Annotated in this window: 17 protein-coding genes and 1 tRNA gene; 14 read left to right on the top strand and 4 right to left on the bottom strand. The window is 52.2% G+C overall.

Annotated elements, in window-relative coordinates:
- Positions 1–34 precede the first annotated feature (34 nt).
- Positions 35–1066, bottom strand: coding sequence for an isoaspartyl peptidase/L-asparaginase family protein (locus BM040_RS12575; RefSeq protein ID WP_092101829.1), 1032 nt, complete (start codon positions 1064–1066; stop codon positions 35–37).
- A gap of 434 nt (positions 1067–1500) precedes the next feature.
- Here BM040_RS12575 and BM040_RS12585 point away from each other — a divergent pair, with 434 nt between their 5' ends.
- On the top strand, positions 1501–2211 hold the full coding sequence (locus tag BM040_RS12585) for an OmpA/MotB family protein (RefSeq protein ID WP_092101835.1): 711 nt from the start codon (positions 1501–1503) through the stop codon (positions 2209–2211).
- A gap of 153 nt (positions 2212–2364) precedes the next feature.
- On the opposite strand, the gene BM040_RS12590 is transcribed toward BM040_RS12585, so the two are convergent.
- Both BM040_RS12590 and BM040_RS12595 read right to left on the bottom strand, forming a co-directional pair.
- Positions 2365–2907 carry a DUF6141 family protein gene (locus BM040_RS12590; RefSeq protein WP_245756207.1) on the bottom strand — a complete coding sequence of 181 codons (543 nt, stop codon included), beginning with the start codon at positions 2905–2907 and terminating at the stop codon, positions 2365–2367.
- A 134-nt stretch (positions 2908–3041) separates the two neighbouring features.
- Positions 3042–4181: a cystathionine gamma-synthase gene (locus BM040_RS12595; RefSeq protein WP_092101838.1), complete on the bottom strand. Its 1140-nt coding sequence runs from the start codon at positions 4179–4181 to the stop codon at positions 3042–3044.
- Between the two features lie 211 nt (positions 4182–4392).
- Here BM040_RS12595 and BM040_RS12600 point away from each other — a divergent pair, with 211 nt between their 5' ends.
- The 13 genes from BM040_RS12600 (at position 4393) to BM040_RS12660 (ending at position 20738) form a co-directional block, all read left to right on the top strand.
- Positions 4393–5115, top strand: coding sequence for a TVP38/TMEM64 family protein (locus BM040_RS12600; protein ID WP_092101841.1), 723 nt, complete (start codon positions 4393–4395; stop codon positions 5113–5115).
- Positions 5116–5179: 64 nt separating this feature from the next.
- Positions 5180–5253, top strand: a tRNA-Arg gene (locus BM040_RS12605).
- Between the two features lie 872 nt (positions 5254–6125).
- Entirely contained in the window at positions 6126–6425 is a 300-nt protein-coding gene (locus BM040_RS22160) for a DUF6660 family protein (protein ID WP_394333085.1), read from the top strand.
- A gap of 85 nt (positions 6426–6510) precedes the next feature.
- Positions 6511–8697 carry a TonB-dependent receptor gene (locus BM040_RS12610; RefSeq protein WP_092101844.1) on the top strand — a complete coding sequence of 729 codons (2187 nt, stop codon included), beginning with the start codon at positions 6511–6513 and terminating at the stop codon, positions 8695–8697.
- Positions 8698–8705: 8 nt separating this feature from the next.
- A complete protein-coding gene (locus tag BM040_RS12615; protein WP_092101847.1) occupies positions 8706–9500 on the top strand; it encodes a cation efflux transmembrane domain-containing protein in 795 nt (264 codons plus the stop codon).
- 230 nt (positions 9501–9730) lie between these two features.
- Positions 9731–10048, top strand: coding sequence for a DUF6660 family protein (locus BM040_RS12620; protein ID WP_092101850.1), 318 nt, complete (start codon positions 9731–9733; stop codon positions 10046–10048).
- 109 nt (positions 10049–10157) lie between these two features.
- Positions 10158–14546, top strand: a complete 4389-nt coding sequence (locus tag BM040_RS12625) for a CusA/CzcA family heavy metal efflux RND transporter (RefSeq protein ID WP_092101853.1) — start codon at positions 10158–10160, stop codon at positions 14544–14546.
- Between the two features lie 50 nt (positions 14547–14596).
- Positions 14597–15769, top strand: a complete 1173-nt coding sequence (locus BM040_RS12630; RefSeq protein WP_175491057.1) for an efflux RND transporter periplasmic adaptor subunit — start codon at positions 14597–14599, stop codon at positions 15767–15769.
- Positions 15770–15779: 10 nt separating this feature from the next.
- Positions 15780–16190, top strand: coding sequence for a Fur family transcriptional regulator (locus tag BM040_RS12635; protein ID WP_092101859.1), 411 nt, complete (start codon positions 15780–15782; stop codon positions 16188–16190).
- 62 nt (positions 16191–16252) lie between these two features.
- A complete protein-coding gene (locus tag BM040_RS12640; protein WP_092102864.1) occupies positions 16253–16618 on the top strand; it encodes a DUF3703 domain-containing protein in 366 nt (121 codons plus the stop codon).
- 19 nt (positions 16619–16637) lie between these two features.
- Positions 16638–18665, top strand: a complete 2028-nt coding sequence (locus tag BM040_RS12645; RefSeq protein ID WP_092101862.1) for a heavy metal translocating P-type ATPase — start codon at positions 16638–16640, stop codon at positions 18663–18665.
- An 838-nt stretch (positions 18666–19503) separates the two neighbouring features.
- On the top strand, positions 19504–20310 hold the full coding sequence (locus BM040_RS12655; RefSeq protein ID WP_092101868.1) for a winged helix-turn-helix transcriptional regulator: 807 nt from the start codon (positions 19504–19506) through the stop codon (positions 20308–20310).
- An 86-nt stretch (positions 20311–20396) separates the two neighbouring features.
- The gene (locus BM040_RS12660; protein ID WP_092101877.1) at positions 20397–20738 is read left to right on the top strand and encodes a helix-turn-helix domain-containing protein; all 342 of its coding nucleotides are present in this window, start codon (positions 20397–20399) and stop codon (positions 20736–20738) included.
- Between the two features lie 67 nt (positions 20739–20805).
- Here the strand turns inward: BM040_RS12660 and BM040_RS12665 are convergent, their stop codons facing one another.
- Positions 20806–21738, bottom strand: coding sequence for a hypothetical protein (locus tag BM040_RS12665; protein ID WP_139217807.1), 933 nt, complete (start codon positions 21736–21738; stop codon positions 20806–20808).
- Between the last annotated feature and the right edge of the window lie 1575 nt (positions 21739–23313).

Consider the following 23313-nt stretch of genomic DNA (forward strand, 5'->3'; position numbering starts at 1 on the left):
CCTCCCCTGTTCTTAGGGAAGGGGCAACCCCCACCTAGTCCTTATAAATCGCTACCTCAGCTTTGCCGTTTTTGATGTAGCCGCGGTACATGCCTGTGGAGTTGAATGGCATGGCGATGTTGCCTTTTCTGTCCAGCGCAATCACACCACCTTCACCGCCGCGTTCCACTAGCTTTTTCATCACCACTTCCTCTGCGGCTTTTTTAACGGAGTATTTCTTATACTCCATCATGGCGGCGATGTCGTGTGCTACCACTGAACGGATGAAGTATTCGCCGTGGCCTGTGGCAGACACGGCGCAGGTGTTGTTATCGGCATAAGTTCCGGCTCCGATAATGGGGGCATCGCCCACACGGCCAAAACGCTTGTTGGTCATGCCGCCGGTGGAGGTGCCGGCAGCCAGGTTGCCGTAGGCATCCAGGGCCACGGCGCCAACCGTGCCAAACTTGTTGCCTTCAATAAAGATGTTCTCGGTGCTGCTGGTGCCGCCATCGTGGTCGAGCTGGGTTTTCTCTTTGTCCTTTATCTTCTGCAATTGCTCGTAGCGCGTCTCGGTATGAAAGTAAGACGGGTCCACGATTTTCAGTCCGTTGATTTTGGCAAACTGCTCCGCGCCGCTGCCAATCATCATCACGTGCTCCGACTTCTCCATCACGGCGCGCGCCGCAGAAATAGGGTTCCTGATGGTGGTTACGCTGGCCACAGATCCGGCCTTCAGCGTTTTGCCGTCCATCACGGCGGCATCGAGCTCGTTTTTACCCTCGTTGGTAAACACTGCCCCTTTGCCGGCATTAAACAGCGGCGAGTCCTCCATCACATGAATGGCTGCTTCCACGGCGTCCATACTTGTGCCACCTTTTTTCAGGACAGCATAACCTGCCTGCAGGGCTTCGTTCAGCTTCTCGCGGTAGGCCTTCTCCTTCTCTGGCGTCATGTTCTGCCGGGTAATGGTGCCCGCGCCGCCGTGAATCACCAGCGTAATTTTGCTATAGTCGGGATTGCCCTGCGCCAGGCTGATGAAACCGGACAGCAAAAACAGGCACAGAAAGTATAAACTCTTTATCATGATAAGGTACAGGTGAGAGGTTTGGTTATAGTATGGCTAAGATAATGCTTTTTGATTTACACAAAATAAATTTGTAAATCTGTGCAATTACAGCAGAACTCATATATAGTATGGCCCAGTTATTGCTTGTTAAATTGAAGCAGAAAAGGAGGCTGACTCCTTCTTGCGTTTCGAGCTTAGCTTTAGGAGAAGTTAGCTGCAGGATGGCTATTTCATCAAAATTGCCTGGTATTATATCTCTCAGATAAACAGAAAGATACAGACCTCGCATTAAAAAATATAGCTAACATAAAATATTTTAAAGAATTTTGCGTTTTCGGCAGAAAGTACACCTAAAATATTGGTTTTAATATAGTTTTCTTAGTTTACTGACTTATCTTTTACCATATTTGCAAAGTATTCTCAAACATTATCCAAACAAATAACAATCACCCATGAAATCCAATTTCTTCAAAGCATCTCTTGCCCTGGTGATGTGCTCTACCATGATGGCATCTTGTGTGTCTTCTAAGAAGTACGAAGACCTGAAGGCAAGCAAAGAAGCGCAGGAGCGCGAACTGGCTGCCTCTAAAGCTAAAGCAGACGAGCTTGCAAACTCTCTTAGAGAGCGCGAGCAAAAACTTGCTGACATGGAGCGTGCCATGAACGAGCAGAACAAGATCCTCGACAATCTGAGAAACGAGGTGAACACTGCCCTGAAAGGCTTCAACGAGAGCGACCTGAGCGTAACTATCAAGGATGGCAAGGTTTACGTTTCTATGTCTGATAAGCTTTTGTTTGCAACTGGTAGCACTAAAGTTAACAACAACGGCAAGAAGGCTATCGACCAGTTGGTTGACGTGCTGAAGAAAAACCAGGAAGTTGGTGTGATGGTGGAAGGCCACACGGATGATGTTTCTGTAATGAGCGGCATGCGCTACCTGACAGACAACTGGGACCTGAGCGTGCTGCGTGCCACTGAGATCACCCGTCTGATGACAGACAAAGGCCTGTCTCCTGACAGAGTAACTCCTGCCGGCCGTTCTTACTACATGCCAGTTGACACAGGACGTACTGCTGAGGCGAAAGCTAAAAACCGTCGTACTGAGATCATCCTAACTCCGGATTTCTCTGAGATTTACAAAATCCTGGGCATCAAAGCCTAGTTTCGACTTTAAGTTGATATACAAAGCGCCGGCAGCTCCAAAGCTTCCGGCGCTTTCTTTTACCAATAAGTATAAAGTATAGCCAGAAGTAGTACTGAGGCCAGAGCAAAGTATAATCATTCGCCCCAATAACTAACAACTAACAACCAACAACTACCTCCTACCCTTCTTCGCCTCCGTCAGCGCCCTGAAAAGCTCATCGGCACGCTGGGAGCCAATAAGCAAAGGCTTACGGTTGTAAAAGTATAGCTTCACGCCCTCATTGCCCGACATGTTGTAGGCTTTGCCCTTAAAGCCCCACCTAATACCCCAGCCCCCGTAGTCGCCGATAGGATTGTAGACCACCTGCTCGTAATCGCGCACCAGGTGCAGCGGAATTTCCCTCGGCTTTACATGAAACGGCCAGAAACGCACCTGCACCACTCCCGGCCGCACCTCGGTGGTAAGCGACATACGGTAGAAAAAGTATGGCAGCCCCAGCCCCACCAGCACGAAAAGTATACTTAGCTGCACATCCGATACCGGCCTGTTGCCATACTGCCCGCCTAGCAGCACCTGGTACACAAAGCCTACCCAGAAGATAGAAGCCACGCCCAGCACCACCACCCACAGCCAGAACTGCCTGAAATGCTGTTGCTCCCGGTAAAGTATAACTTGGTCGTCTACCATTTTCTTAACAAAGGATTTCTTTGACATAAGACAAAGGACTTATAAGTTAAGGAAAAATCAACATCTTAAATAAAGAAAGCCGCCTGCAGATTAGTTTTGCAGGCGGCCTTTATTAGTGCAATCCTTTGTCAAATAGTCTTTTGTCCTTTGTCAAAGAAAGACTACCCAATGGCCTGCTCCAGGTCGGCAATCAGGTCCTCGGCGTCTTCTATACCCACACTCAGGCGAATCAGGGTATCGCTCAAGCCGCCTTTTATGCGCTCCTCACGCGGGATGCTGGCGTGCGTCATAGAGGCCGGGTGGCCGCACAGCGACTCCACGCCGCCCAACGACTCGGCCAAGGCAAACAGCTTCAGGTTCTCCAGCACGCGGGTCGCGTCGTCCAGGTTATCGCCTTTCAGCTCAAAGGATACCATGCCGCCAAAGTCACGCATCTGTTTTTGAGCCACCTCGTGGTTCGGATGCTCAGCAAAGCCAGGCCAGTATACATTGTTTACCTTCGGGTGATTCTTCAGGTATTCGGCCACTTGGCGACCGTTTTGGCAATGGCGCTCCATGCGCAGGTGCAGCGTCTTGAGGCCGCGCAGCACCAGGAAGCAGTCCTGAGGGCCGGGCGTAGCGCCACTGGCGTTTTGAATGAAGGCCAGTTGCTGGTGCAGGTCATCGTCTTTCACTATAAGGGCACCCATCACCACATCTGAGTGGCCGCCCATATACTTGGTCAGCGAGTGCATCACAATGTCAGCGCCCATATCTAGGGGTGTTTGCAGGTAGGGTGTGGCAAAGGTATTGTCGGCTACCAGCAGCAGGTTATGCTTCTTGCAGAGCTCACCGTAGGCCTTTATGTCGATGATGTTAAGCAGCGGGTTGGTGGGCGTCTCCACCCAAATCATCTTCGTGTTCTCGTTTACCAGTTTCTCCACATTGGCTACGTTCGCCATGTTGGTGAAGTGGAATTTAATGCCGTAGTTCTGGAAAATTTTGGTGAAGAGACGGTAGCTGCCGCCATATAGGTCGTTGGTGGAGATCACCTCATCGCCGGGCTTGAGCAGCTTCATGATAGCGTCTTCTGCTGCCATACCCGAGGAGAAGCACAGGCCGTGCTTGCCGTTCTCCAGCGCCGCCAGCGCGTTCTGCAGCTGCGTGCGGGTAGGGTTGTGCGTGCGGGAGTACTCGTAGCCTTTGTGGTCGCCAGGTGAGCGCTGCACGTAGGTAGACGTTTGGTAAATAGGCGTCATGATAGCGCCTGTGGATGGGTCTGGCTCCACGCCAGCATGTATAGCTTTCGTCCCGAATCTCATAGTGTATACTTTTAGTATCTGAAAACGTGTTATCTAGCTGCGTTGGCTCTGCAGTACTTAACCAACGGGCTTTCTTATTGTTGTAAGTTAGAAAATTACCAGTGAAGTATAAAAGAACGCCTCCCGCACCAGGTTATACTTTTAAAGCCGCCAAAATCTTTTGTCCTTTGTCCATCGTCTACATGCAGACAAAACAAAGTATACTTGCCCCATGAAATCACTCCCGCTGCTACGCACCTTTATACGCGAGAATGCCTCAACGTTTATCTCAATGCTATTGCTGGTGGTGGTGCCCGTGGTGGTAAGCTCTACGGCGGCGGTCGTGCTCTACAACTACGAAGGCCTGTTGCAGGACCTGTCGGCGTGGGAGATGCTGCTATACTTTGCCGTCATCTCCATAACAATGGCGCTGGCCCTGACGCCCACCACCTTTATAGCGCTCGTAAGCGGCTTTTTCCTGGGCTGGACAGGCTTCCCGGGCATTGTGGTCTCCTATGGCATTGCAGCCCTTATTGGCTACAGCATCGCCCGGCTAATAGACCACGGCAAGATGATGAGCTTCCTGAACCGCTTTGAGAACGCCCGCAACCTGATGCAGGAGCTACGGAGCGAAAGCTGGAGCCTTATCTTCCTGACGCGCATTTCGCCGGTGCTGCCTTTTGCCCTGATGAACTTTGTGCTCTCGCTGCTGCAGATAGACAAGCGTAAGTTTTTTCTGGCCAGCATTGTGGGCATGCTGCCACGCACGCTCTTTTTCTTTTGGGTAGGCACCCAGGCCCGCGATGTGGTGCAGGCTCTCCAGAACCCCGACAGCGGAAAAGGCGGCCAGATCCTGATGGTGGCCTTAATTGTGATTTCTATTGGTGGGCTTTACTTCCTGTTCGACAGGGCTTTAAAGCGCGCCCTGCGCAAAGCTGCCGCAAAAAACGAATAATTTTTCACTTGGGGTCTTGCGTATAAAGAAAAAACAGCGTTACTTTGCATCACAATAACGGAATGGTCTCGTAGCTCAACTGGATAGAGCATCTGACTACGAATCAGAAGGTTAGGGGTTCGACTCCCTTCGTGACCACCTCAAAATCAGCCACTTACGAGTAAAATCGCTAAGTGGCTTTTTTTATGTACATACAATTTGCATACATCTGTATGTTATTTCCGCTGCTGCAGATCCTGCTTCCGGCAATAGTTACCTACCTCATCCTCTAATCTGTAAATACCGGTTAACAATTAACCGACCGGCCTGCTCGGCTACAAAGCAGACTTAATCAACTATTTTGGCAGTTATTGAGGACTGACTACTATTAAACGGCAGCTCGTTAGTACTGCATTGCAGGAATAGGAGAAACTATAAAGTGGTTATTCTATCTGCATGTATGTACATTTTCTCTAAATGTATGCACAAAGGAACCCGAGGAATAACCACAGCTAGTCGGATAAGGTAGATCGGGGTAACAGACTTTTGCTCCCTCTTCTGCACCCTATAGCTTATAACATGGCCTAACTGGCTTAGAACAAAACTATTACAATCCTATGTAGATTGTAGGAAGACCACTGTCAAGCCATTATCGATGGAAGTGCAGGGCAGAATGTTTGGACATGATGTTTCTGAGCCATCTTTAGCCTTCTGGGCTGAAGAACTACTGATTAGCTAGAGCAACCCCTCCCAGTCTAGCTAAAAGCGTTTCAATTTGTTTCAAGCGCCCCCGCCCTTTATAAACAAGATTCTTACACCGAAGTGTCTAAATTTTGTTGGGATTTTCAGATAACTCTTCTAGTCTTTAACCCTCCGATCAGGACAAATCAAATGAAGAACGCCTGGAACCGAAGTGCGATTTTATTTAGATTCTTAACGAAGAATGACTCCTATTCCTCCGTATTGCTTACCAGCCAATCTGCCTCATCAACCGTATTGGAAACCTAGAGCAGATGTAGTATTTTTGCATTGTGAAAGTCTTAACTATCATATTAGCCTTGTTAGTCGTAATGCTCTCGGTTTCGCCTTGTTGCATCACCGACAACTGCGCCACTGAAGTTAAGACCGAGCAAGCCGACAGCCATGAAGATGAAGCCGATGTCTGTTCGCCCTTTTACAGTTGCTCGTCCTGTCTCGGTTTTACACTGACAGACTTTACAGCAAAGCCAGCTTCGCCTTCTACCCCGAGCCACAGCCTCTTTGCGGAGTTCAGGCAGGGATTCTTCCCTCAGTACTACCATTCCATCTGGCAGCCTCCGAGGCTAATCTAATGCCCATAGCCGTGACCTCGGTCACCTGATTGCGATGCATTCACTGTATCGTACTTAATCCTATTGTAGCATTAGATTAAACCAAATGAAGAAGTACATTCTTGTACTGCTCGGATTTCTGGGCAGCACGATGGCGTATAGCCAACATACACTGAAAGCTATCATCAAAGATAGCGAGACAAATCAACCGTTAATTGGAGCGACCGCTGCCGTTCAGGGAACAGCGTTAGGTGCCAGTGCCGATGCCTCAGGCGAACTTGAACTAAGCAACATACCCGAGGGAACGCAAGTAATCAGGTTCAGCTATATCGGGTATGAAGACAGGCTGGATACGCTTCGCTTTCCGCTTGCCCAGGCAACCCCGCTGGTGGTGCTGTTGGAGCCAGGCGGTGAAGAACTCGAAGAAGTAGTGGTCACCACCACCCGCAGCAGCCGCACAATAGAGAATATTCCGACACGGGTGGAAGCCATCACGCTGGAAGAACTTGGCGAGAAGGCGAACATGAAGCCAGGCGACATCCGCATGCTGCTCAGCGAAAGCACGGGCATCATGACACAGCAGACATCCGCTACCAGTGCCAATGCCAATATCCGTATCCAGGGCTTAGATGGTCGCTACACGCAGATACTGCAGGATGGTTTTCCCCTGTACTCGGGCTTTTCCAGCGGGCTGAGCATCATGCAGATTCCACCGCTCAATCTCTACCAGGTGGAGGTAATCAAGGGCAGTTCATCCACGCTGTACGGTGGCGGTGCGATAGCTGGTCTTGTTAACCTGATTACCAAAAAGCCGACCGAGGAAGGAGAACTGAGCTTTATGGCGAACGTTACCAGTGCGGGCGGGCTTGACCTGAGCGGTTTCTACGGCAAGAGGTTCGGGAAATTCGGGGTCACCGTGTTCGCTTCCAGAAACGCCAACCAAGCCTACGACCCTGCCGATATCGGCTTCTCCGCTATACCAGAGTTTGAGCGTTACACAGCAAACCCCACCCTCTACTATTATCCAAGCGACCGCACAACGCTTTCCTTGGGTGTTAACGCATCGAAGGAAGACCGCCTGGGAGGCGATATGCGCTTCATTGACAGAGAGGAAGGAGACTTCTACTTTGAGCAGAACAACACGGAACGCCTGTCCACGCAGTTTAACCTGGAACACCGCTTGTCAGAAAACTCGCTCCTGTCGGTAAAGAACAGCCTGAGTTTCTTCGACCGAGATATCGCAGTGCCTGGCTTTGACTTCGATGGAAAGCAAACCGCCAGCTTCAGCGAGGTAGCATACAACCTTGACAGAGAGAGAATGGATTGGGTGATAGGCGCAAACCTCTGGACAGACAACTTCTCCGAACGAAGTGCCGAAGCCGTTGGGGCAAGGGATTATGACAACACCATCGTTGGCGCTTTTGCCCAGAACACTTTTACCCCTGCGGAGTGGTTTGTGTTGGAATCGGGACTAAGAACCGACTATGTCACCCCATCACCAGCCAACAAGACCAAGGGGCTTTTTGTGCTGCCCAGGGTATCGGCTCTGTTCAAGCTAAGCGACCGCTTGACTTCCCGTATCGGGGGTGGCATGGGCTATAAGACACCGACCATCTTCACCCAGGAGGCAGAGGACATCACCTTCCGCAACATCCTTCCGCTCAACATCAGCCAGACAGAGGCAGAAACCTCCATAGGCGGTAACGCAGACATCAACTACAACACCTTCATCGGGGAGAACGTGACGTTCAGCATCAACCACATGTTCTTCTACACCTACCTGGACAACCCGCTTATCCTCACGCTGCGACCAGACAACCTGTATGAGTTTCGGAATGCCAGCGGCTACGTGGATACCAAAGGCGTGGAGACGAACATGAAGTTTGGCTATGAGTGGGCGAAGCTGTTCCTTGGCTATACCTACACCGATGCCAGACAACACTACAACGGAGAGGTGACCGACATGCCGCTTACACCCAAGCACAGGGTGAACACGGTGCTGATGCTGGAAAAGGAGGACAACTTCCGCATCGGGCTGGAAGCGTACTACTTCTCTCCGCAACGGTTGACTGATGGCAGCCGAGGGCGTGATTACTGGATAAACGGGGTGATGGTGGAGAAAATGTTCGAGCGGTTTTCCCTGTTCGTCAACTTCGAGAACATCTTCGACACCAGGCAGACCAGGTTCGGCAGTATCTACACGGGCAGCATGCGGAACCCCGATTTCAATGAGATTTACGCCCCGATGGATGGCAGGGTAATTAACGGAGGCATAAAACTGAACATTTTATAATTATTGACATGGAAAAATCAACTTTTAAAATACAACACATGGACTGCGCATCAGAAGAGAACATGGTGCGCATGAAGCTCGATGGCGTAACGGCAGTAAAAGGCTTGGACTTTGACTTGCAGAAGCGGGAGCTAACCGTTTTTCACGCAGGAGAACTTGATACCATAAATGCCCATATCAAAGAACTCGGCTTAGGCTCTTCGCTACTCTCAACCGAAAGCACAGAACAGGATGTAGTGGTCGAGGATGCGAAGGGGCAACGGAAGCTATTGTGGACTGTGCTTTTGATAAACTTCGGCTTCTTCGTTGTGGAAATGGCTACGGGATTCGTGTCGAAGTCGATGGGGCTTGTGGCGGATAGCCTGGACATGCTTGCCGATGCACTGGTCTACGGCTTGAGCCTGTTTGCAGTAGGCAGCACTGTCACCAGAAAGAAGAACATTGCCAAGGCAAGCGGGTACTTTCAGCTTACGTTGGCTGCGGTCGGATTTGTTGAGGTGGTTCGCAGGGTTGTCGGGGATGAACCGATGCCAGACTTCCGAACGATGATAGTCGTGTCGATTCTTGCCCTTATTGCCAATGCTTTCTGCCTGTACCTGCTGCAAAAGAGCAAAAGCAAGGAAGCCCACATGCAGGCAACGATGATTTTCACATCGAACGACATCATCATCAACGGAGGCGTGATTTTGGCTGGTTTGCTGGTGCTATTTACAGGCTCTGCTTTACCAGACTTAGTGGTAGGTGCTATCGTCTTTGTTGTCGTTATCAGGGGAGCGTTCAGGATTCTGAAGTTGGCGAAGTAGCCTTGATCTTTTCCTTTGGCTTGATATTGCAAACTAAAAAACAGCAATTAGGTATGTCATTGAGTGCCTCGATGAATGCATCATTCTACATTGCTATGATGAAACTTCGGTGATATAAAGAACTGTCTAAAGCAGTAAAACATGATTCAACCTGTTCTAGATTGCCACCAGAATCTCTGTGGAATCAAAAGTGGTATGAATTCGTAGGAATAGTTTTTACCTTTGCAGAAATGAAGTACCTGACTATTATATGGGCCATGATCATTCTCACCCTGGCGTGCCTTCCTTGCGCGGACAGCGGCACGGCCTATGCAGCAGGTTCGGCAACTTCCATTTCAGTAGATGACCTTCACAACGATGCCGGGCAAGAGGCTGACCTGTGTTCTCCTTTGTGTGAATGCAACTGCTGCGGCGGCATTTCACTATTTTTGTCAGTCGCCTTTGAGGCTTCCTCCCCAGAGCGGGTAGACATTGCTTACAGCAGCCCCTATCACGCGGAAGAGTTCTCTTCGCCTTTCTTCCCTTTCTGGCATCCGCCTAAAGCCTAGTTTTTAGTTTTCCCTTAGGAGTAGTATGCTTTTCCCGCTGCCAGGCACGCGGTTGATTTCGGCATGTACCTGCTCCTTTGTGTCCATTTGTGTACTAAAAACAGTAAAGGTGTTAGATAAAATCATTCATTTTTCTATCTACAATAAGCTCATCATCGGCATTTTAACGCTGGGGCTTATTGTATGGGGCGGCTATTCCCTGACGCAGCTGCCCATCGATGCCGTCCCGGACATCACCAACAACCAGGTACAGGTCATCACCTCCAGCCCTTCGCTGGCAGCCCAGGAAGTGGAGCGGCTCATCAGTTTTCCGGTCGAGCAGACCATGGCCACCATTCCCGATATCGAGGAAGTGCGCTCCATTTCCCGTTTCGGGCTCTCGGTGGTGACCATTGTGTTCAAAGAGAAGGTGGACGTCTACTGGGCCCGCCAGCAGGTGGCAGAGCGGCTCACGGAAGCTTCCGAAAACATACCGCCTGGCGTCGGCAGCCCCGAGATGGCGCCTATTTCCACTGGCCTGGGGGAGATTTACCAGTATGTGGTGCATGCCAAACCAGGCTACGAAGACAGGTACACGGCCATGGAGCTGCGCACCATTCAGGACTGGATCGTTCGCCGGCAGCTGCTGGGCACGCCCGGCGTGGCAGAAGTAAACAGCTTCGGCGGTTACCTGAAGCAATACGAGATTGCAATAAACCCCAACAGGTTGAAAGCGCACAACTTAAGCATTACGGATGTACTCACAGCCCTGGAACGCAACAACGGCAACACAGGCGGGGCCTACATCGACAAAAAACCGAATGCCTACTTTGTGCGCAGCGAAGGGCTTATCAAGAGCCTGGGGGAAGTAGAGAAGGTGGTGGTCAGCAACACCTCTGACGGCACGCCGGTCCTCATCTCGGATATTGCCCAGGTGCAGTTTGGCGCCGCCAACCGCTACGGCGCCCTGACCGATGCCCAAGGCGAAGCAGTAGGAGGCATTGTGATGCTGCTCAAGGGCGAAAACACCAACCAGGTGGTGGAGCGGGTAAAGGAGCGCATGGAGCAGATCCGAAAGACCCTGCCCGAAGGCGTGGCCGTGGAAGCCTTCCTGGACCGGAGCGAGCTGATCGGCAGAGCCATCAGCACGGTAGAGAAGAACCTGATCGAAGGAGCTCTGATCGTAATCTTTGTGCTCGTGCTCTTTTTGGGGAACCTGCGGGCCGGTTTGGTGGTGGCTTCCGTTATACCGCTGGCTATGCTGTTTGCCGTCATCATGATGCGCCTGTTTAATGTAACGGGTAACCTGATGAGCCTGGGGGCCATAGACTTCGGCATCATCGTGGACGGCGCCGTGATCATCGTGGAAGCCACCATGCACCACCTGGGTTTGCGTGGCGGCAACAGGCTCACCCAGGCCCAGATGGACGAAGAAGTATACGAGTCGGCCCGTAAGATCCGCACGTCGGCTGCTTTCGGTGAGATCATCATCCTGATCGTGTACCTGCCTATCCTGGTGCTGGTGGGGATAGAAGGAAAGATGTTCCGGCCGATGGCGCTGACGGTTTCCTTTGCCATTCTGGGTGCTTTTATCCTTTCCCTGACGTATGTGCCGATGATGTCGGCGCTGGTGCTGAGCAAGAACACGGCGCACAAGCGGAACTTCTCCGACAGGATGATGGACTTCTTCCAGCGCCTGTACAGTCCCGTCATCAAAGGAGCCTTACAGTTGAAAGCATTGGTGCTGCTGGTAGCCGTTGGCTTGTTTGCCCTGGCCCTGCTGCTCTTCTCGCGCATGGGCAGCGAGTTTATACCCACGCTGGACGAAGGCGATTTTGCCCTGGAGACCAGGCTGCTGACGGGCAGTTCCTTGTCCGAGACCGTCGAGAAAGTGACGCTGGCTTCCCGCATCCTGAAAGAACGGTTTCCGGAAGTAAAGGAAGTGATCAGCAAGATCGGGGCCGCCGAAATACCGACAGACCCGATGCCGATGGAGGCGGCGGACGTGACCATTATACTCAAAGACAAGGAGGAGTGGACCAGCGCCGACACGCGCGAAGAACTGGCCAGTAAGATGACCCAAGCCCTGGAAGCCATTCCCGGTGTCACCTTCGGCGTTTCCCAGCCCATACAACTGCGCTCAAACGAGCTTATTTCGGGGGTACGGCAGGATGTGGGCATCAAGATATTCGGGGAAGACCTGCAGGAACTGACGCGCCTTTCCCAGGAAGTGGGCCGTGTGGTGTCAACAGTAGAAGGGGCGGAAGACCTGTACGTGGAGCAGGTGTCAGGCCTGCCGCAGATCGTGGTGGACATTAACCGCGACCAGCTCGCCAAGTTTGGGCTGGATGTGGAAACGGTGAACCAGGTCATCAACTCCGCCTTTGCCGGGCAGAGCGCGGGCATGGTGTACGAGGGCGACCGCCGCTTTGAGCTGGTGGTCAGGCTTGCGCAGGAAGAGCGGCAAAGTATAGACGACGTGCGGCAGCTCTATGTCACAGCGCCCAGCGGGGTGCAGGTGCCGTTGGAGCAGCTGGCCAGCGTGCACTATCAACAGGGGCCGAACCAAATTCAGCGGGAAGACGCCCAGAGGCGCATCATCGTAGGCTTCAACGTGCGGGGCCGCGATATTGCCAGCGTGGTGGAAGAAGTACAGGATAAGCTTGACCGCGCGGTTCAGCTGCCAACCGGGTACTTTGTAACCTATGGTGGGCAGTTCGAGAACCTGGAGCAGGCCAACAAGCGGCTTTCGGTGGCCGTGCCTGCTGCCCTTGCCCTTATCTTTTTGCTGCTCTACTTTACCTTTAAGTCGGTACGGTTCTCGCTGCTCATCTTTACCGCCATCCCCTTCTCGGCCATTGGGGGCGTGCTGGCCCTGTGGGTGCGCGGCATGCCCTTCAGTATCTCCGCCGGGGTAGGTTTTATCGCTCTCTTCGGCGTGGCCGTGCTGAACGGCATCGTGCTCATTGCCGAGTTTAACAGGCAGCGGAAGGAATACCCCGACCTAAGCCTGCGCGATGTAGTGCTGGACGGTACATCGATACGTTTGCGCCCGGTGCTGATGACGGCTACCGTGGCTTCGCTGGGCTTTCTGCCGATGGCGCTCTCCACCACGGCAGGCGCGGAAGTACAGAAACCATTGGCTACCGTCGTGATCGGTGGCCTGATCACATCCACCCTGCTGACCCTGATCGTGCTGCCCGTACTGTATGTTTTATTAGAAGGTTATTACATGAAATATCAGCGTAAAAAAGCAAAGGGCGGGCTTTCGGCCGGGACGGCTTTTCTCTTCCTGCTGGCCGCTTTCACCGTGCTGTCGTTTGCCGCACCGCAGCAGGCAAAGGCGCAGCAAGGCGCAAAGGTGTACACGTTGCCCGAAGCGGTTTCCCAGGCACTTGACCGGAACCCAAGTGTAGGAGCTGCCAAGCTGGGTGTGAAAAGAACAGAGGCACTGAAAGGGGCAGCCTGGGATATGGAAAAAACCCAGGTGCAGTACACCACGGGCAAGCTTTCGACGGGTGCGTATGACAAGGAGATCTCCGTGTCCCAGTCGCTCCCGTTCCCCACGGTATACGCCCATCAGGCTAAGCTGGCGGAAGAGCTCACCCAGGTAAGCAGGCTCAACCTGTCACAGCGCGAGCGGGAAATAGTGCGGGATGTCAGGCTGAACTACTACGGCCTGGTGTACACCCTCTCGCAGCTGAGCTTGCTCCGTTACCAGGACAGCCTGTATGCGCAGTTCCTAAGAGCAGCCCAGGTCAGGCTGCGAACCGGGGAGACAAACCTGCTCGAAAGGGTAACAGCCGAGGCGCAGCTGTCGGAAGTGCGTAATAACGCCTTCCAGGTAGAGGCAGACAGGGCCATTTTCCAGGAGCGACTGCAGGCCGTTTTAGCGACAGATGCAGGTGTCGCTCCGGCAGACACCGTTCTGCAAAAGCTGCCATTCCCAACGGTTACCGAAGAGATGCTGGAGCAGCACCCACGCCTGCAGCTGGCACGGCAACAGGTAGAAGTGAGGCAGGCCGAGACAAAGGTGGAGCGGGCAAGGCTCCTGCCAGACCTGCAGGTGGGATACACCAACCGCACCTTAGGGGGCGCCCACGAAAGCGTCATTGCCGATGTGGAGCCGGCGCAGGAAGTATCGTTCGGTGTGGCCATACCCCTTTGGCCAAAACCGCAGCAACGGCGCATTCAAGCCGCCAAGCTGCAGGCCGACGCCGCCAACCTGGACCTGCAGCAAGCCCGCAATGAGCTGCTGGCAGATACCGAGGCGGCTCTGCAGCAGGGGTTAAAACTGCAAAGCAGCCTGGCCTATTATGAGGCAACCGCGCTGCCACAGGCGCAGCTCATCATCGAGCAGGCCACAAAAGCTTATCGGGTAGGGGAAATCAGTTACCAGGACTATGTGCTGAACCTGAACAGGGGCCTCCTCATCCGGACAAACTACCTGGAAACACTCCACGCCTACAACCGGGCCGTGATTGAGCTGCAGTTTCTTATCGAAAATCAAAACAACTAATCAATTTGAATCCATCCGAAATGAAAAGGATCAGCTATATAGTATATTTCATGGGACTATTCCTGTTTAGCGCCTGCGGCAACGAAGCAGAAACTGCTCAGGAGCCCGGGCACCGGGAAGAAGAAGCGCATGAAGAAGAGAGCCCGACAAGTGCCGAGCTAACGGAAGAACAGTACCAGGTGGCAGGCATTGCCTTAGGCAAGCCGCAGCTGCGCAACCTGAGCAACACCCTCACGCTCACTGGCAAGCTGGACCTGCCGCCGCAGAACATGGCTTCCGTAACGGCTCCGCTTGGCGGGTTCATCCGGAAAACCCAGGTGCTGGAAGGCACCTATGTTAAGAAAGGCGACCTATTGGCTACGATCGAGAACCCGGAATTTGTGACGCTGCAGGAAGACTACCTGAAAGAAAAGAACCGCCTGGATTACCTGGAACTGGAGTATAAGCGCCAGCAGGAACTGCACGCCGAGCAGGTATCCTCTGCCAAGACCTACCAGCAAACGGTGGCCGAGTACAGAAGTGTGCGGGCGCGGGTACAGGCCTTGGAGGAGCGGTTAGCCATCATCGGCATCACGAACGGCTCCCTTCGAAGCGGTAAAATCAGACGTATACTGCCGCTCCATGCGCCTTTAGAAGGCTATATCACCTATGTCAAGGCAGACGTGGGGCAGTATGTTGCCCCCACGGACGTGCTTTTCCGCATCGCCGATACCGAGCACCTGCACGTGGAGCTGACCGTGTTTGAAAAAGACCTGACCTCGCTCAGGAAAGGGCAAGTGGTGCGCTACGCTTTGCCTGGGGAAAGTGCCGCTCAGCGCGAAGCCACAATTTTCCTGATCGGTAAAGAGATCAGCCCGGAGCGCACCGTGCGGGTGCACGCCCACATGGAAGAGGAAGACAAGGACCTGGTGCCGGGCATGTACGTGCAGGCCCAGGTGGCGCTGGATGAAAAGCAGGTACTGGCCCTACCGGGGGCGGCGGTGGTGCAGGAAAACAACGCATCGTTTGTCTTTCTCTACACAGGCCAGGAGCAGGAAGGAGACGCCCTGATGAAGAAGTTTAGAATGGTACCCGTAGAGCGCGGGGTGGAGCAGGGGGGCTTTGTGCAGGTGGCGCTCCCAGCCAGCGTGGATACGGCTGCTGAAAATTTTGTAATAAAAGGTGCTTACTCGCTGCTTTCGAAGATGCGAAACGCTGATAATGAGGGCGGCCACGGCCATTAATTATAGAAATATGTTGAAAAATCTGGATAAACTACTGCAGGATAAAAACATACGTCCAACGGCCATGCGCCTGCTTGCACTAGAGTATATTTCTTCACAACAGACGGCTGTTAGCCTCAGCGACCTGGAGGCAGCTTTTCACCGTGCAGACCGCATCACCTTGTACCGTACCCTGAAAACCTTCGAGGAGAAGGGGCTGGTGCATAGCATCATGGATGGCACCGGATCGGTAAAGTATGCGCTCTGCGAAGAAGGCTGTGAATGCGCTCCGGAGGATATGCATGTGCATTTTTTTTGCAATAAATGCCAAGAAACAATTTGCCTGCCCAAGTCCCGCATCCCTAAAATCCCCCTGCCGGACAACTTTAAGCAGGAAGAAGTTAGCCTGGTGATCAAGGGGACCTGCGGCAGCTGCAGCTAAACAATGCAATGCAATTGCAGGCGGCTTGGCAGTACTTTTGTAAAAGAAAAAAGAGAAGGACCATGAAATTTAACTGGAGCATGCCCACACCTCTGCGGGCTTTTTACCGACAGGAGCTAACCTCTTATCGCATGCTATGGCAGCAGGGGCTTGCTGCTGAGGCATGGCGACATCTGGAGCGGGCGCACATTCTGGGGCAGCCTTACCCCATAGAGCACACTGCCGTACACTGGTATATGCTTTTGTTTGGTTTTAAAACCAAGAACGCTAAGGAGATAGTAGGGCAGTTTCCCCGCCTGCTGGTCGGGGGAGTGAAGTCATGGGCAGGGATGATACCGGTTGGAAACACCGGTGGTGCCAACGTGCCGCCGCTCCGGCCTATGCCGATTCCGGATGACTTGAAGCAGATCATCGAATCTGCACGATAACATTTAAAAGAATACGAACATGACAAAGCATATAGAGACAGCTAAAAACATAGAGGAAGATTTTAAGCCTCTTGAGATAACATCGCCCCGCACGGCGGAAGCTCCCGGCCCTAATGTGGGGGCCGAGTGCTGCTCAGTGGACGGAAAGACAAAGCAGGCAGGTGCCGTGGAGCACGAGCACGCCGAGGAGGAAGCCAAATCATCCTACATTCCCACAGCGCTTAGCCTTATCCTGCTATTGGGCGGCATCCTGCTGGACTACCTCGATATGCCTTGGTTTACGGGCTATGTGCGGCTGGTCGTGTACGGCATCGCCTACGTGCTGGTGGGCTGGCGCGTGGTGTGGCACGCCATAAGGAGCCTTCGGGGCAGTTTCTTCAACGAGTTCTTCTTGATGAGCATGGCCACGCTGGGGGCTTTTTACATCGGGGAATATGCCGAGGGCGTGGCCGTGATGCTCTTCTACGTGGTTGGAGAGCACTTTCAGGAAGCGGCCGTGTTGCGCTCCCGCCGCTCCATCAAGGCACTGATCGACAACCGGCCTGATGAAGTAGGGCTGGTGACTGAGAAGGGCATAATTAACGTGAAGGCCAAAGAAGTGCAGGTGGGCGACGTGGTGCAGGTAAAAGCCGGCGAAAAGGTAGCCCTGGACGGGGAATTGCTCTCCGATAGGTCCTCTTTCAACACGGCTGCTCTCACCGGTGAGTCGAAGCCTGACACGAAACTAAAGGGGGAGACGGTATTGGCCGGCATGATCAACCTGGATCGGGTGATAGAGCTTCGGGTAAGCTCTGCCTACGAGAACAGTGCCCTGTCAAAGATCCTGAAACTGGTGGAGGAGGCTGGCAGCCGGAAGGCCAAAACGCAGCAGTTCATCACCCGGTTCGCCAAAGTCTACACGCCCATCGTGTTCTTCCTGGCCGTGGGCCTGGTGTTCATCCCATACTTTTTCGTGGAAGCCTATGACTTCAACCAATGGCTGTACCGGGCCTTGATCTTCCTGGTGATCTCCTGCCCCTGCGCACTGGTGATTTCTATCCCGTTAGGCTACTTCGGAGGTATTGGGGCGGCCTCGCGCAATGGTTTGCTCTTTAAAGGCTCTAACTTTCTGGACCTGATGACGCAGGTGGATACGGTGGTCATGGACAAGACCGGCACTTTGACAGAGGGGGTGTTTAAGGTACAGCAAGTGGAGACGGTTTTGGATGACAAATCCTGGTTCCTGACGGCCGTGGCTGCGCTGGAGAGCAAGTCCACGCATCCAATCGCGCAGGCCATTATGGCCGAGGCAGGCCAGGCATATACACAACACCGTGTGGAGCAGGTGGAGGAGATATCCGGGCATGGGCTGAAAGGTAAGGTGGACGGCAAAGAACTGCTGGTGGGAAATACCAGGTTGCTGGAGAAGTTTCATGTTGCTTTTGACCCGAGCCTGAAGGAGATCGTGGAAACGATCGTGGTAGTAGCTGTGGACGGAACCTACGTCGGCTATATCACCATCGCCGACAAGGTCAAGGAGGATGCGCCGCTGGCTGTAAAAAGGATGCGGGAGCTAGGGGTAAAAAGGCTGGTGATGCTCTCCGGCGACAAGAACTCGATTGTGCAGAAAGTGGCGGGCGAACTGAAACTGGACGAGGCTCATGGGGGCCTGTTGCCACAGGATAAAGTCAGCAAGGTGGAAGAACTGAAAGCCGAAGGCAGAACAGTGGCCTTTGTAGGGGATGGGATCAATGACGCACCGGTGATCACCTTGGCAGACGTAGGCATGGCCATGGGTGGTTTAGGCTCCGATGCGGCCATAGAGACCGCTGATGTAGTTATCCAAACAGACCACCCTTCCAAAATCGCCACCGCCATTAACATCGGCAGCAAAACCAAGCAGGTGGTATGGCAGAACATTGCCCTGGCCTTTGGCGTGAAGGCCATCGTGCTCATCCTGGGTGCTGGCGGATTGGCCACGATGTGGGAGGCTGTGTTTGCTGATGTGGGCGTGGCTCTGCTGGCTATTCTGAACGCTGTTAGGATTCAGCGGATGACGTTCGAGTAGAAAACAGCAAAATTTGCTTTGAAGTAAAAGGGAGGCTTTAACAAGGCCTCCTTTCTTATTTAGGTAGCATTAATGAAAGCACAACTGCAAAACGGTTTAAACTGAATTGGCATTTCTATATAAACAAGACTCCTTGTCACTAAAAGATCGCTGTATCAAAATAAGTCTTCTCATTAACAGCAGCCTTGCAGCCGCTAAGAGAGGCAAACTGTAAAAGCCTTAAGGGTATCCCATAAAGCAGTAGCTTATCCTAATATACAACAAAGTTGTTTGAGAAGTCTTGTGTAACTCCATATACGAGTAAGTCCAAAATCAAAGCCTTCGATCCTTGGAAGCCTCTGCGGAATTACATATAATAAATTTTGCACCATAACCTGCTCCCTAAAGTTAAAAACATGGTGTAAGTAAAGTGGAGCTGTCAAAAATCTCTGGCTCCTAGCTTTTAGAGCATTGTATGCATCAAGGTAGGCTCGATACTAAGATATCATGAGCACTAATTGCCCTATCGTTCATCCCGTTCCACTTGCTGTGAATGTAGCTCTTAATTTCTGCGTAGGTGGCCTTGCCGTTCAAGGCACCAATAGCTTCGGCCACCACATTTGCCATACTGTAGGCCCTTCCATCCGAAGGTCTTATTGTCTTTATCTTCATATCAAGATAAGTACTATCTAAGGGAAGTAAAAAGAAAACAAATACATTAAATTTGGGGTATATAGTATATTAGTTATATCTGCCTGATAAACGGCAGTATAACGCTTTACTCTACATTGTTTTTCCCCAACCTTGGTTAATAATTAAGGCAAGCAATTCTGGAAATTGGAAAGCAGCAAAGGAAGCAATGAAAACTAGAATAGGTTTAACAGATTTTCTTACACTAGTAGAAGAAGAGGCATTCGATAGATTTGAAATTCTCGACTACATTGAAGAAGTCACAAACAACCATCAGCCATATAGGCTTAAAGCACTTCTGCACGAGGTTGACATCCATATTTGCGTACGCAGGGATGAGCTAGAGTCAGAATATTGGGACAAAATCGTTGAAGCGCTAAAACAATGCAGTCTGCAGGGGAAGGAACCTCCATACCAGGTCCTTTCCTTACCCGGTGATGAACCGAAAAAGATACTCGATAAGGACAGACTTTTAAATGGAGCTATCTCAATGGCACTATACCCTCTATATCAGCTTAAACAAGAAATTGTATCCATATTAAAAAATTCCTTGCCGAACGTAACTCCTAAGCAAGGTCAGGCGCTACAGGAACTACAAACGCAACAAATACTATCGCAGCAAGATCTAACACCCTCTTCAAATGGAGATTTCGGTTTTTATTACCACCTCACAGAGAACGGGAAAAAGGTGTATCCCATCGTGAAAGAGCTATACTCAAAAGTAAAATTAAAAAAAGAGTATGCTATTATGCTTGTTGTGTTAAATGAGCTAGGGTATTTAATGAACAAGCATTTTACCAATAAGGAGCAGCTAACTAATGCCCTAAGAACTACTTTTGGGAATATTATCGGTAGCAGACAGAACCTCTTTAACTATGTAGAAAGATACAGTGACGCGCCCGGACCGGCGGAACGTGAAGAAATTAAACGCCACAAACAAAGGTTACTCGATGCTATAAGCAATGCATCTCAATAATAATCTGCAAAAAATACGCAAGTAAAGCGCAAATAACACAGGGCACCTCCTTTATATATTTGCATTGGAACAAATGATAGAGGCGTATGATGGAGAATCCTTTTGCTATTATTGAGAAGCGCATAGACCGCATCGAGTCTATCCTGCTGGACATTCAAGAACGACTGGACAAAACCGATAGTACTCAGTCAACTGGAGATTTCTTAACAGTAGATGAGGCTGCCGCATACCTCAACATATCGAAGTCAGCCATCTATGAAAAAACCAGCTCCAGATCGATACCTCACATCAAGAAAGGCAAGCGGTTATACTTTGTCAAGCAAGAGCTGGCGGATTGGGTTAAAGCTGCACGTCAAAGGACCGTTGCTGAGATCGAGGCTGAACCAGCATCCATTATGGTTGTCAGCAAAAGCAGAAGAGCTTCATAAGACTCTAAGGGGCGCTTTATGAATGCCATGCCATATTCAAACAGGTAGTAAATCACTCTTCTAGTTACTACCTAACGGGCTTGATATGAACATTTGGCTCACGGCCCAGCCTCTCCCTAAAGCCCTGCAGTATAAGTTGTCGGATTGCCTCTGCATCTTGCAGCTGGCATATCACGCCGTCGTGCCTGGTGATGAAGACAAGCCCCAAGTCCAGCGCCCGGGGCACCAGGTACTCGACCATGACCGAGCTTTCCAGCCTTGTAATGGTGCGGTAGACGACAGCGTTGTCCTCGCGGTTAAGCCGCTCCACCTCCCCGAACACGGTGGGGAAGAACTCCCGGGCCACGCGGTACAGGGACCGGTGCTGATTGCTGGCGCTCAGGTTGCTCTTAGGCCTTTTGTTGAGGGACCTGAGCATTGCCTTCTTCACCAGCTCCTTGGTTCCCCCGTACCTTTCCTCCAGTTCCTCCACCTCCCCCACTCTCCCCTGCTTCATGAGCTCGCCCAGGCAGTAGTCGTAAAGAACCGTGTAGAGGTCCCCGCCGTTTGCCATCGCGTTGAAGCGCACTAGGTCCTGCCCCTTGTGCCCCTCCAGGGCCAGGTAAGCTCCGAAGATAAAGAAGTAGCAGGCCGACACGTCCACCTCCACCCAGTCCGGCTGCTCCGGCCTGTTGTCGACCCTGAGGAAGCGGCGCAGGCCGTTGCTCAGGCTGTTGAAGGGATGGTAGAGCCTGCCCTCCCCGTCGAGCTTGAGGTAGTCCCTCCGCCTCTGGTTATAGACCGGGTAAATCTCCCGGTAGAACTCCAGCGTCTCATATTCCCCCTGTCTCGCCAACAGGCTCTCCTCCGCCTCCTCGCTCAGCGACACTCGGCTGAGCACCTCCCGCCTGTAGCGGTGCAGGTAGTCCGGCACCTGCCCCACTTTGGCGGAAGTCAGTTTCCGGAGCAGGTGCGGGTCAGAGAGCTTCACCCTGGTGATAGAACGAGAGGAATGGAACACGCCTACAAGCCTGTAGCCCTTCGTGAAGGAGTCCCGCTTCCTCTCGGGCTGGCCCGTTGAGTACGCCTCGTTTACCTCAAGGACAGTGATCTGCTCCAGGAACCTCCTGATGCTGTAGTAGTGCGTGCTCCCCCCGTAGCGGGCGAGCTCGTCGCGGTGGATGTTGACAAACTCCCTCAGGCTTGACTTCTCCCGGAGCCGCTCCCCGTTTTCCCCCTTGGCGGGGAAAAGGCGCCTGGTGATGACGTACCAGATCAGGAACAGGGCCCTCTCCCTTAGCCGCTTCTCTACGGTGCGGCTCCACTTCCCACCGCCTTCTAATACGAGCTCCTTTAGCTTATTGAAGTCTCTGTCGACCCAGTCGATGACCTCCTGCGGAAGATAGATATACATAGCAAAGTCTTGATCCCTTTATACCTTTACGTCCCTTGCTTGCGCCCTTAGGGACACTGAAAAAGTGAACAGATATATGGTGGTGAGGAGGGAGTGGAGGGGTATATAATACAGTACATTAAGTACTGATAGAGTACGTAAGCGATTCCGTACGCAAAGGGCCACCTTACACACCAGGAAACGTACGGCACCACCCCCAAGCGCCACTCCGTCACCACAGGGCGCAGCGCGCCTGTTTGGCAGCACAATTTACGCCTATGTCCAAAAAGGCGCAAGAGACAGCGTCGCCACATTGAGCTGGCGCGCAGAAGGACAAGTCCGTCAATCAGGTACGGCAGTACTAGTAAAAAGCCTTTCAGGGCCGGTTTCCAGCCCTCTGGAGGGTCTTCTCCCTTAAGACATTATTTACTCCCACCCGGCACATGAAATCACTATATGCGCTCTTTTTGCGGCAGCCCTTTGACCTTTCAGGGCGCTCTGCCGTCGCTGGCCCTGCTTCCTTCCCGCACTTCCTGGTCCCCTGCTACGAAACCGTTTGCCCCAGCATCTCCCCTGACTGTAGGGAAGCGCCCCTAGCCCCTCTCCCCCACGCACCTGTAAAAAAATTTAACTCCCGCACTAACCTCCCGCACCCTTTTTTCCTATACTGTACCGAAAGGCAAGAGGAGTTTGGTTGGATTCGCTCAGCTTTAGGCTAAACATCCAACATGTTCATGTGTACCTGTCCGTAGTCTCTGTTCCGCATGAACATCACCCGTGGCTAGAAGCGCTCAGAGCCACAGCTGAGAACAAAGCGAAAGCGGCGAGCAAGGTGCGCAACAACCGACGGACGGCGCAACGATTCGCAAGCCCTGGGATTTTAGGTTGTTTGTCCCTGGGTGCGTGTGGAAACCTCAGAAATGTTTCCCCCGACAGTTCCCCCACCCCTAAGGGAGAACTGTGTGTGTATTCCTAGAAATGTCCCCCCTGTTATAGGGACGAAGAGGTACGTTGAAGGACGAAGAAGGACGTGATGTGACTGTAGTGGTGAGTATCGAGTGACGTTGACTTAGGCGAGGTGTACTTGAGAGCATTGTGGGTTTTGTAGCGTACGTGTGTCGGGTGTATTGGAGCTAAGTGGATGTGGTGTTGACGGTTGAGCACGGGCTTGTACTATAAGGATAAGAGCGAGAATAGACAACG

Origin of the sequence: Pontibacter chinhatensis (assembly GCF_900113285.1) — a bacterium.
In the GTDB taxonomy this organism is placed as follows: domain Bacteria; phylum Bacteroidota; class Bacteroidia; order Cytophagales; family Hymenobacteraceae; genus Pontibacter; species Pontibacter chinhatensis.

What these genes read in the sequence shown, in the direction of transcription:
- BM040_RS12575 (WP_092101829.1), bottom strand. Translation starts at nt 1,066, where the DNA reads ATGATAAAGAGTTTATACTTTCTGTGCCTGTTTTTGCTGTCCGGTTTC.
- BM040_RS12585 (WP_092101835.1), top strand. Translation starts at nt 1,501, where the DNA reads ATGAAATCCAATTTCTTCAAAGCATCTCTTGCCCTGGTGATGTGCTCT.
- BM040_RS12590 (WP_245756207.1), bottom strand. Translation starts at nt 2,907, where the DNA reads ATGTCAAAGAAATCCTTTGTTAAGAAAATGGTAGACGACCAAGTTATA.
- BM040_RS12595 (WP_092101838.1), bottom strand. Translation starts at nt 4,181, where the DNA reads ATGAGATTCGGGACGAAAGCTATACATGCTGGCGTGGAGCCAGACCCA.
- BM040_RS12600 (WP_092101841.1), top strand. Translation starts at nt 4,393, where the DNA reads ATGAAATCACTCCCGCTGCTACGCACCTTTATACGCGAGAATGCCTCA.
- BM040_RS12610 (WP_092101844.1), top strand. Translation starts at nt 6,511, where the DNA reads ATGAAGAAGTACATTCTTGTACTGCTCGGATTTCTGGGCAGCACGATG.
- BM040_RS12615 (WP_092101847.1), top strand. Translation starts at nt 8,706, where the DNA reads ATGGAAAAATCAACTTTTAAAATACAACACATGGACTGCGCATCAGAA.
- BM040_RS12620 (WP_092101850.1), top strand. Translation starts at nt 9,731, where the DNA reads ATGAAGTACCTGACTATTATATGGGCCATGATCATTCTCACCCTGGCG.
- BM040_RS12630 (WP_175491057.1), top strand. Translation starts at nt 14,597, where the DNA reads ATGGGACTATTCCTGTTTAGCGCCTGCGGCAACGAAGCAGAAACTGCT.
- BM040_RS12635 (WP_092101859.1), top strand. Translation starts at nt 15,780, where the DNA reads ATGTTGAAAAATCTGGATAAACTACTGCAGGATAAAAACATACGTCCA.
- BM040_RS12640 (WP_092102864.1), top strand. Translation starts at nt 16,253, where the DNA reads ATGAAATTTAACTGGAGCATGCCCACACCTCTGCGGGCTTTTTACCGA.
- BM040_RS12645 (WP_092101862.1), top strand. Translation starts at nt 16,638, where the DNA reads ATGACAAAGCATATAGAGACAGCTAAAAACATAGAGGAAGATTTTAAG.
- BM040_RS12655 (WP_092101868.1), top strand. Translation starts at nt 19,504, where the DNA reads ATGAAAACTAGAATAGGTTTAACAGATTTTCTTACACTAGTAGAAGAA.
- BM040_RS12660 (WP_092101877.1), top strand. Translation starts at nt 20,397, where the DNA reads ATGATGGAGAATCCTTTTGCTATTATTGAGAAGCGCATAGACCGCATC.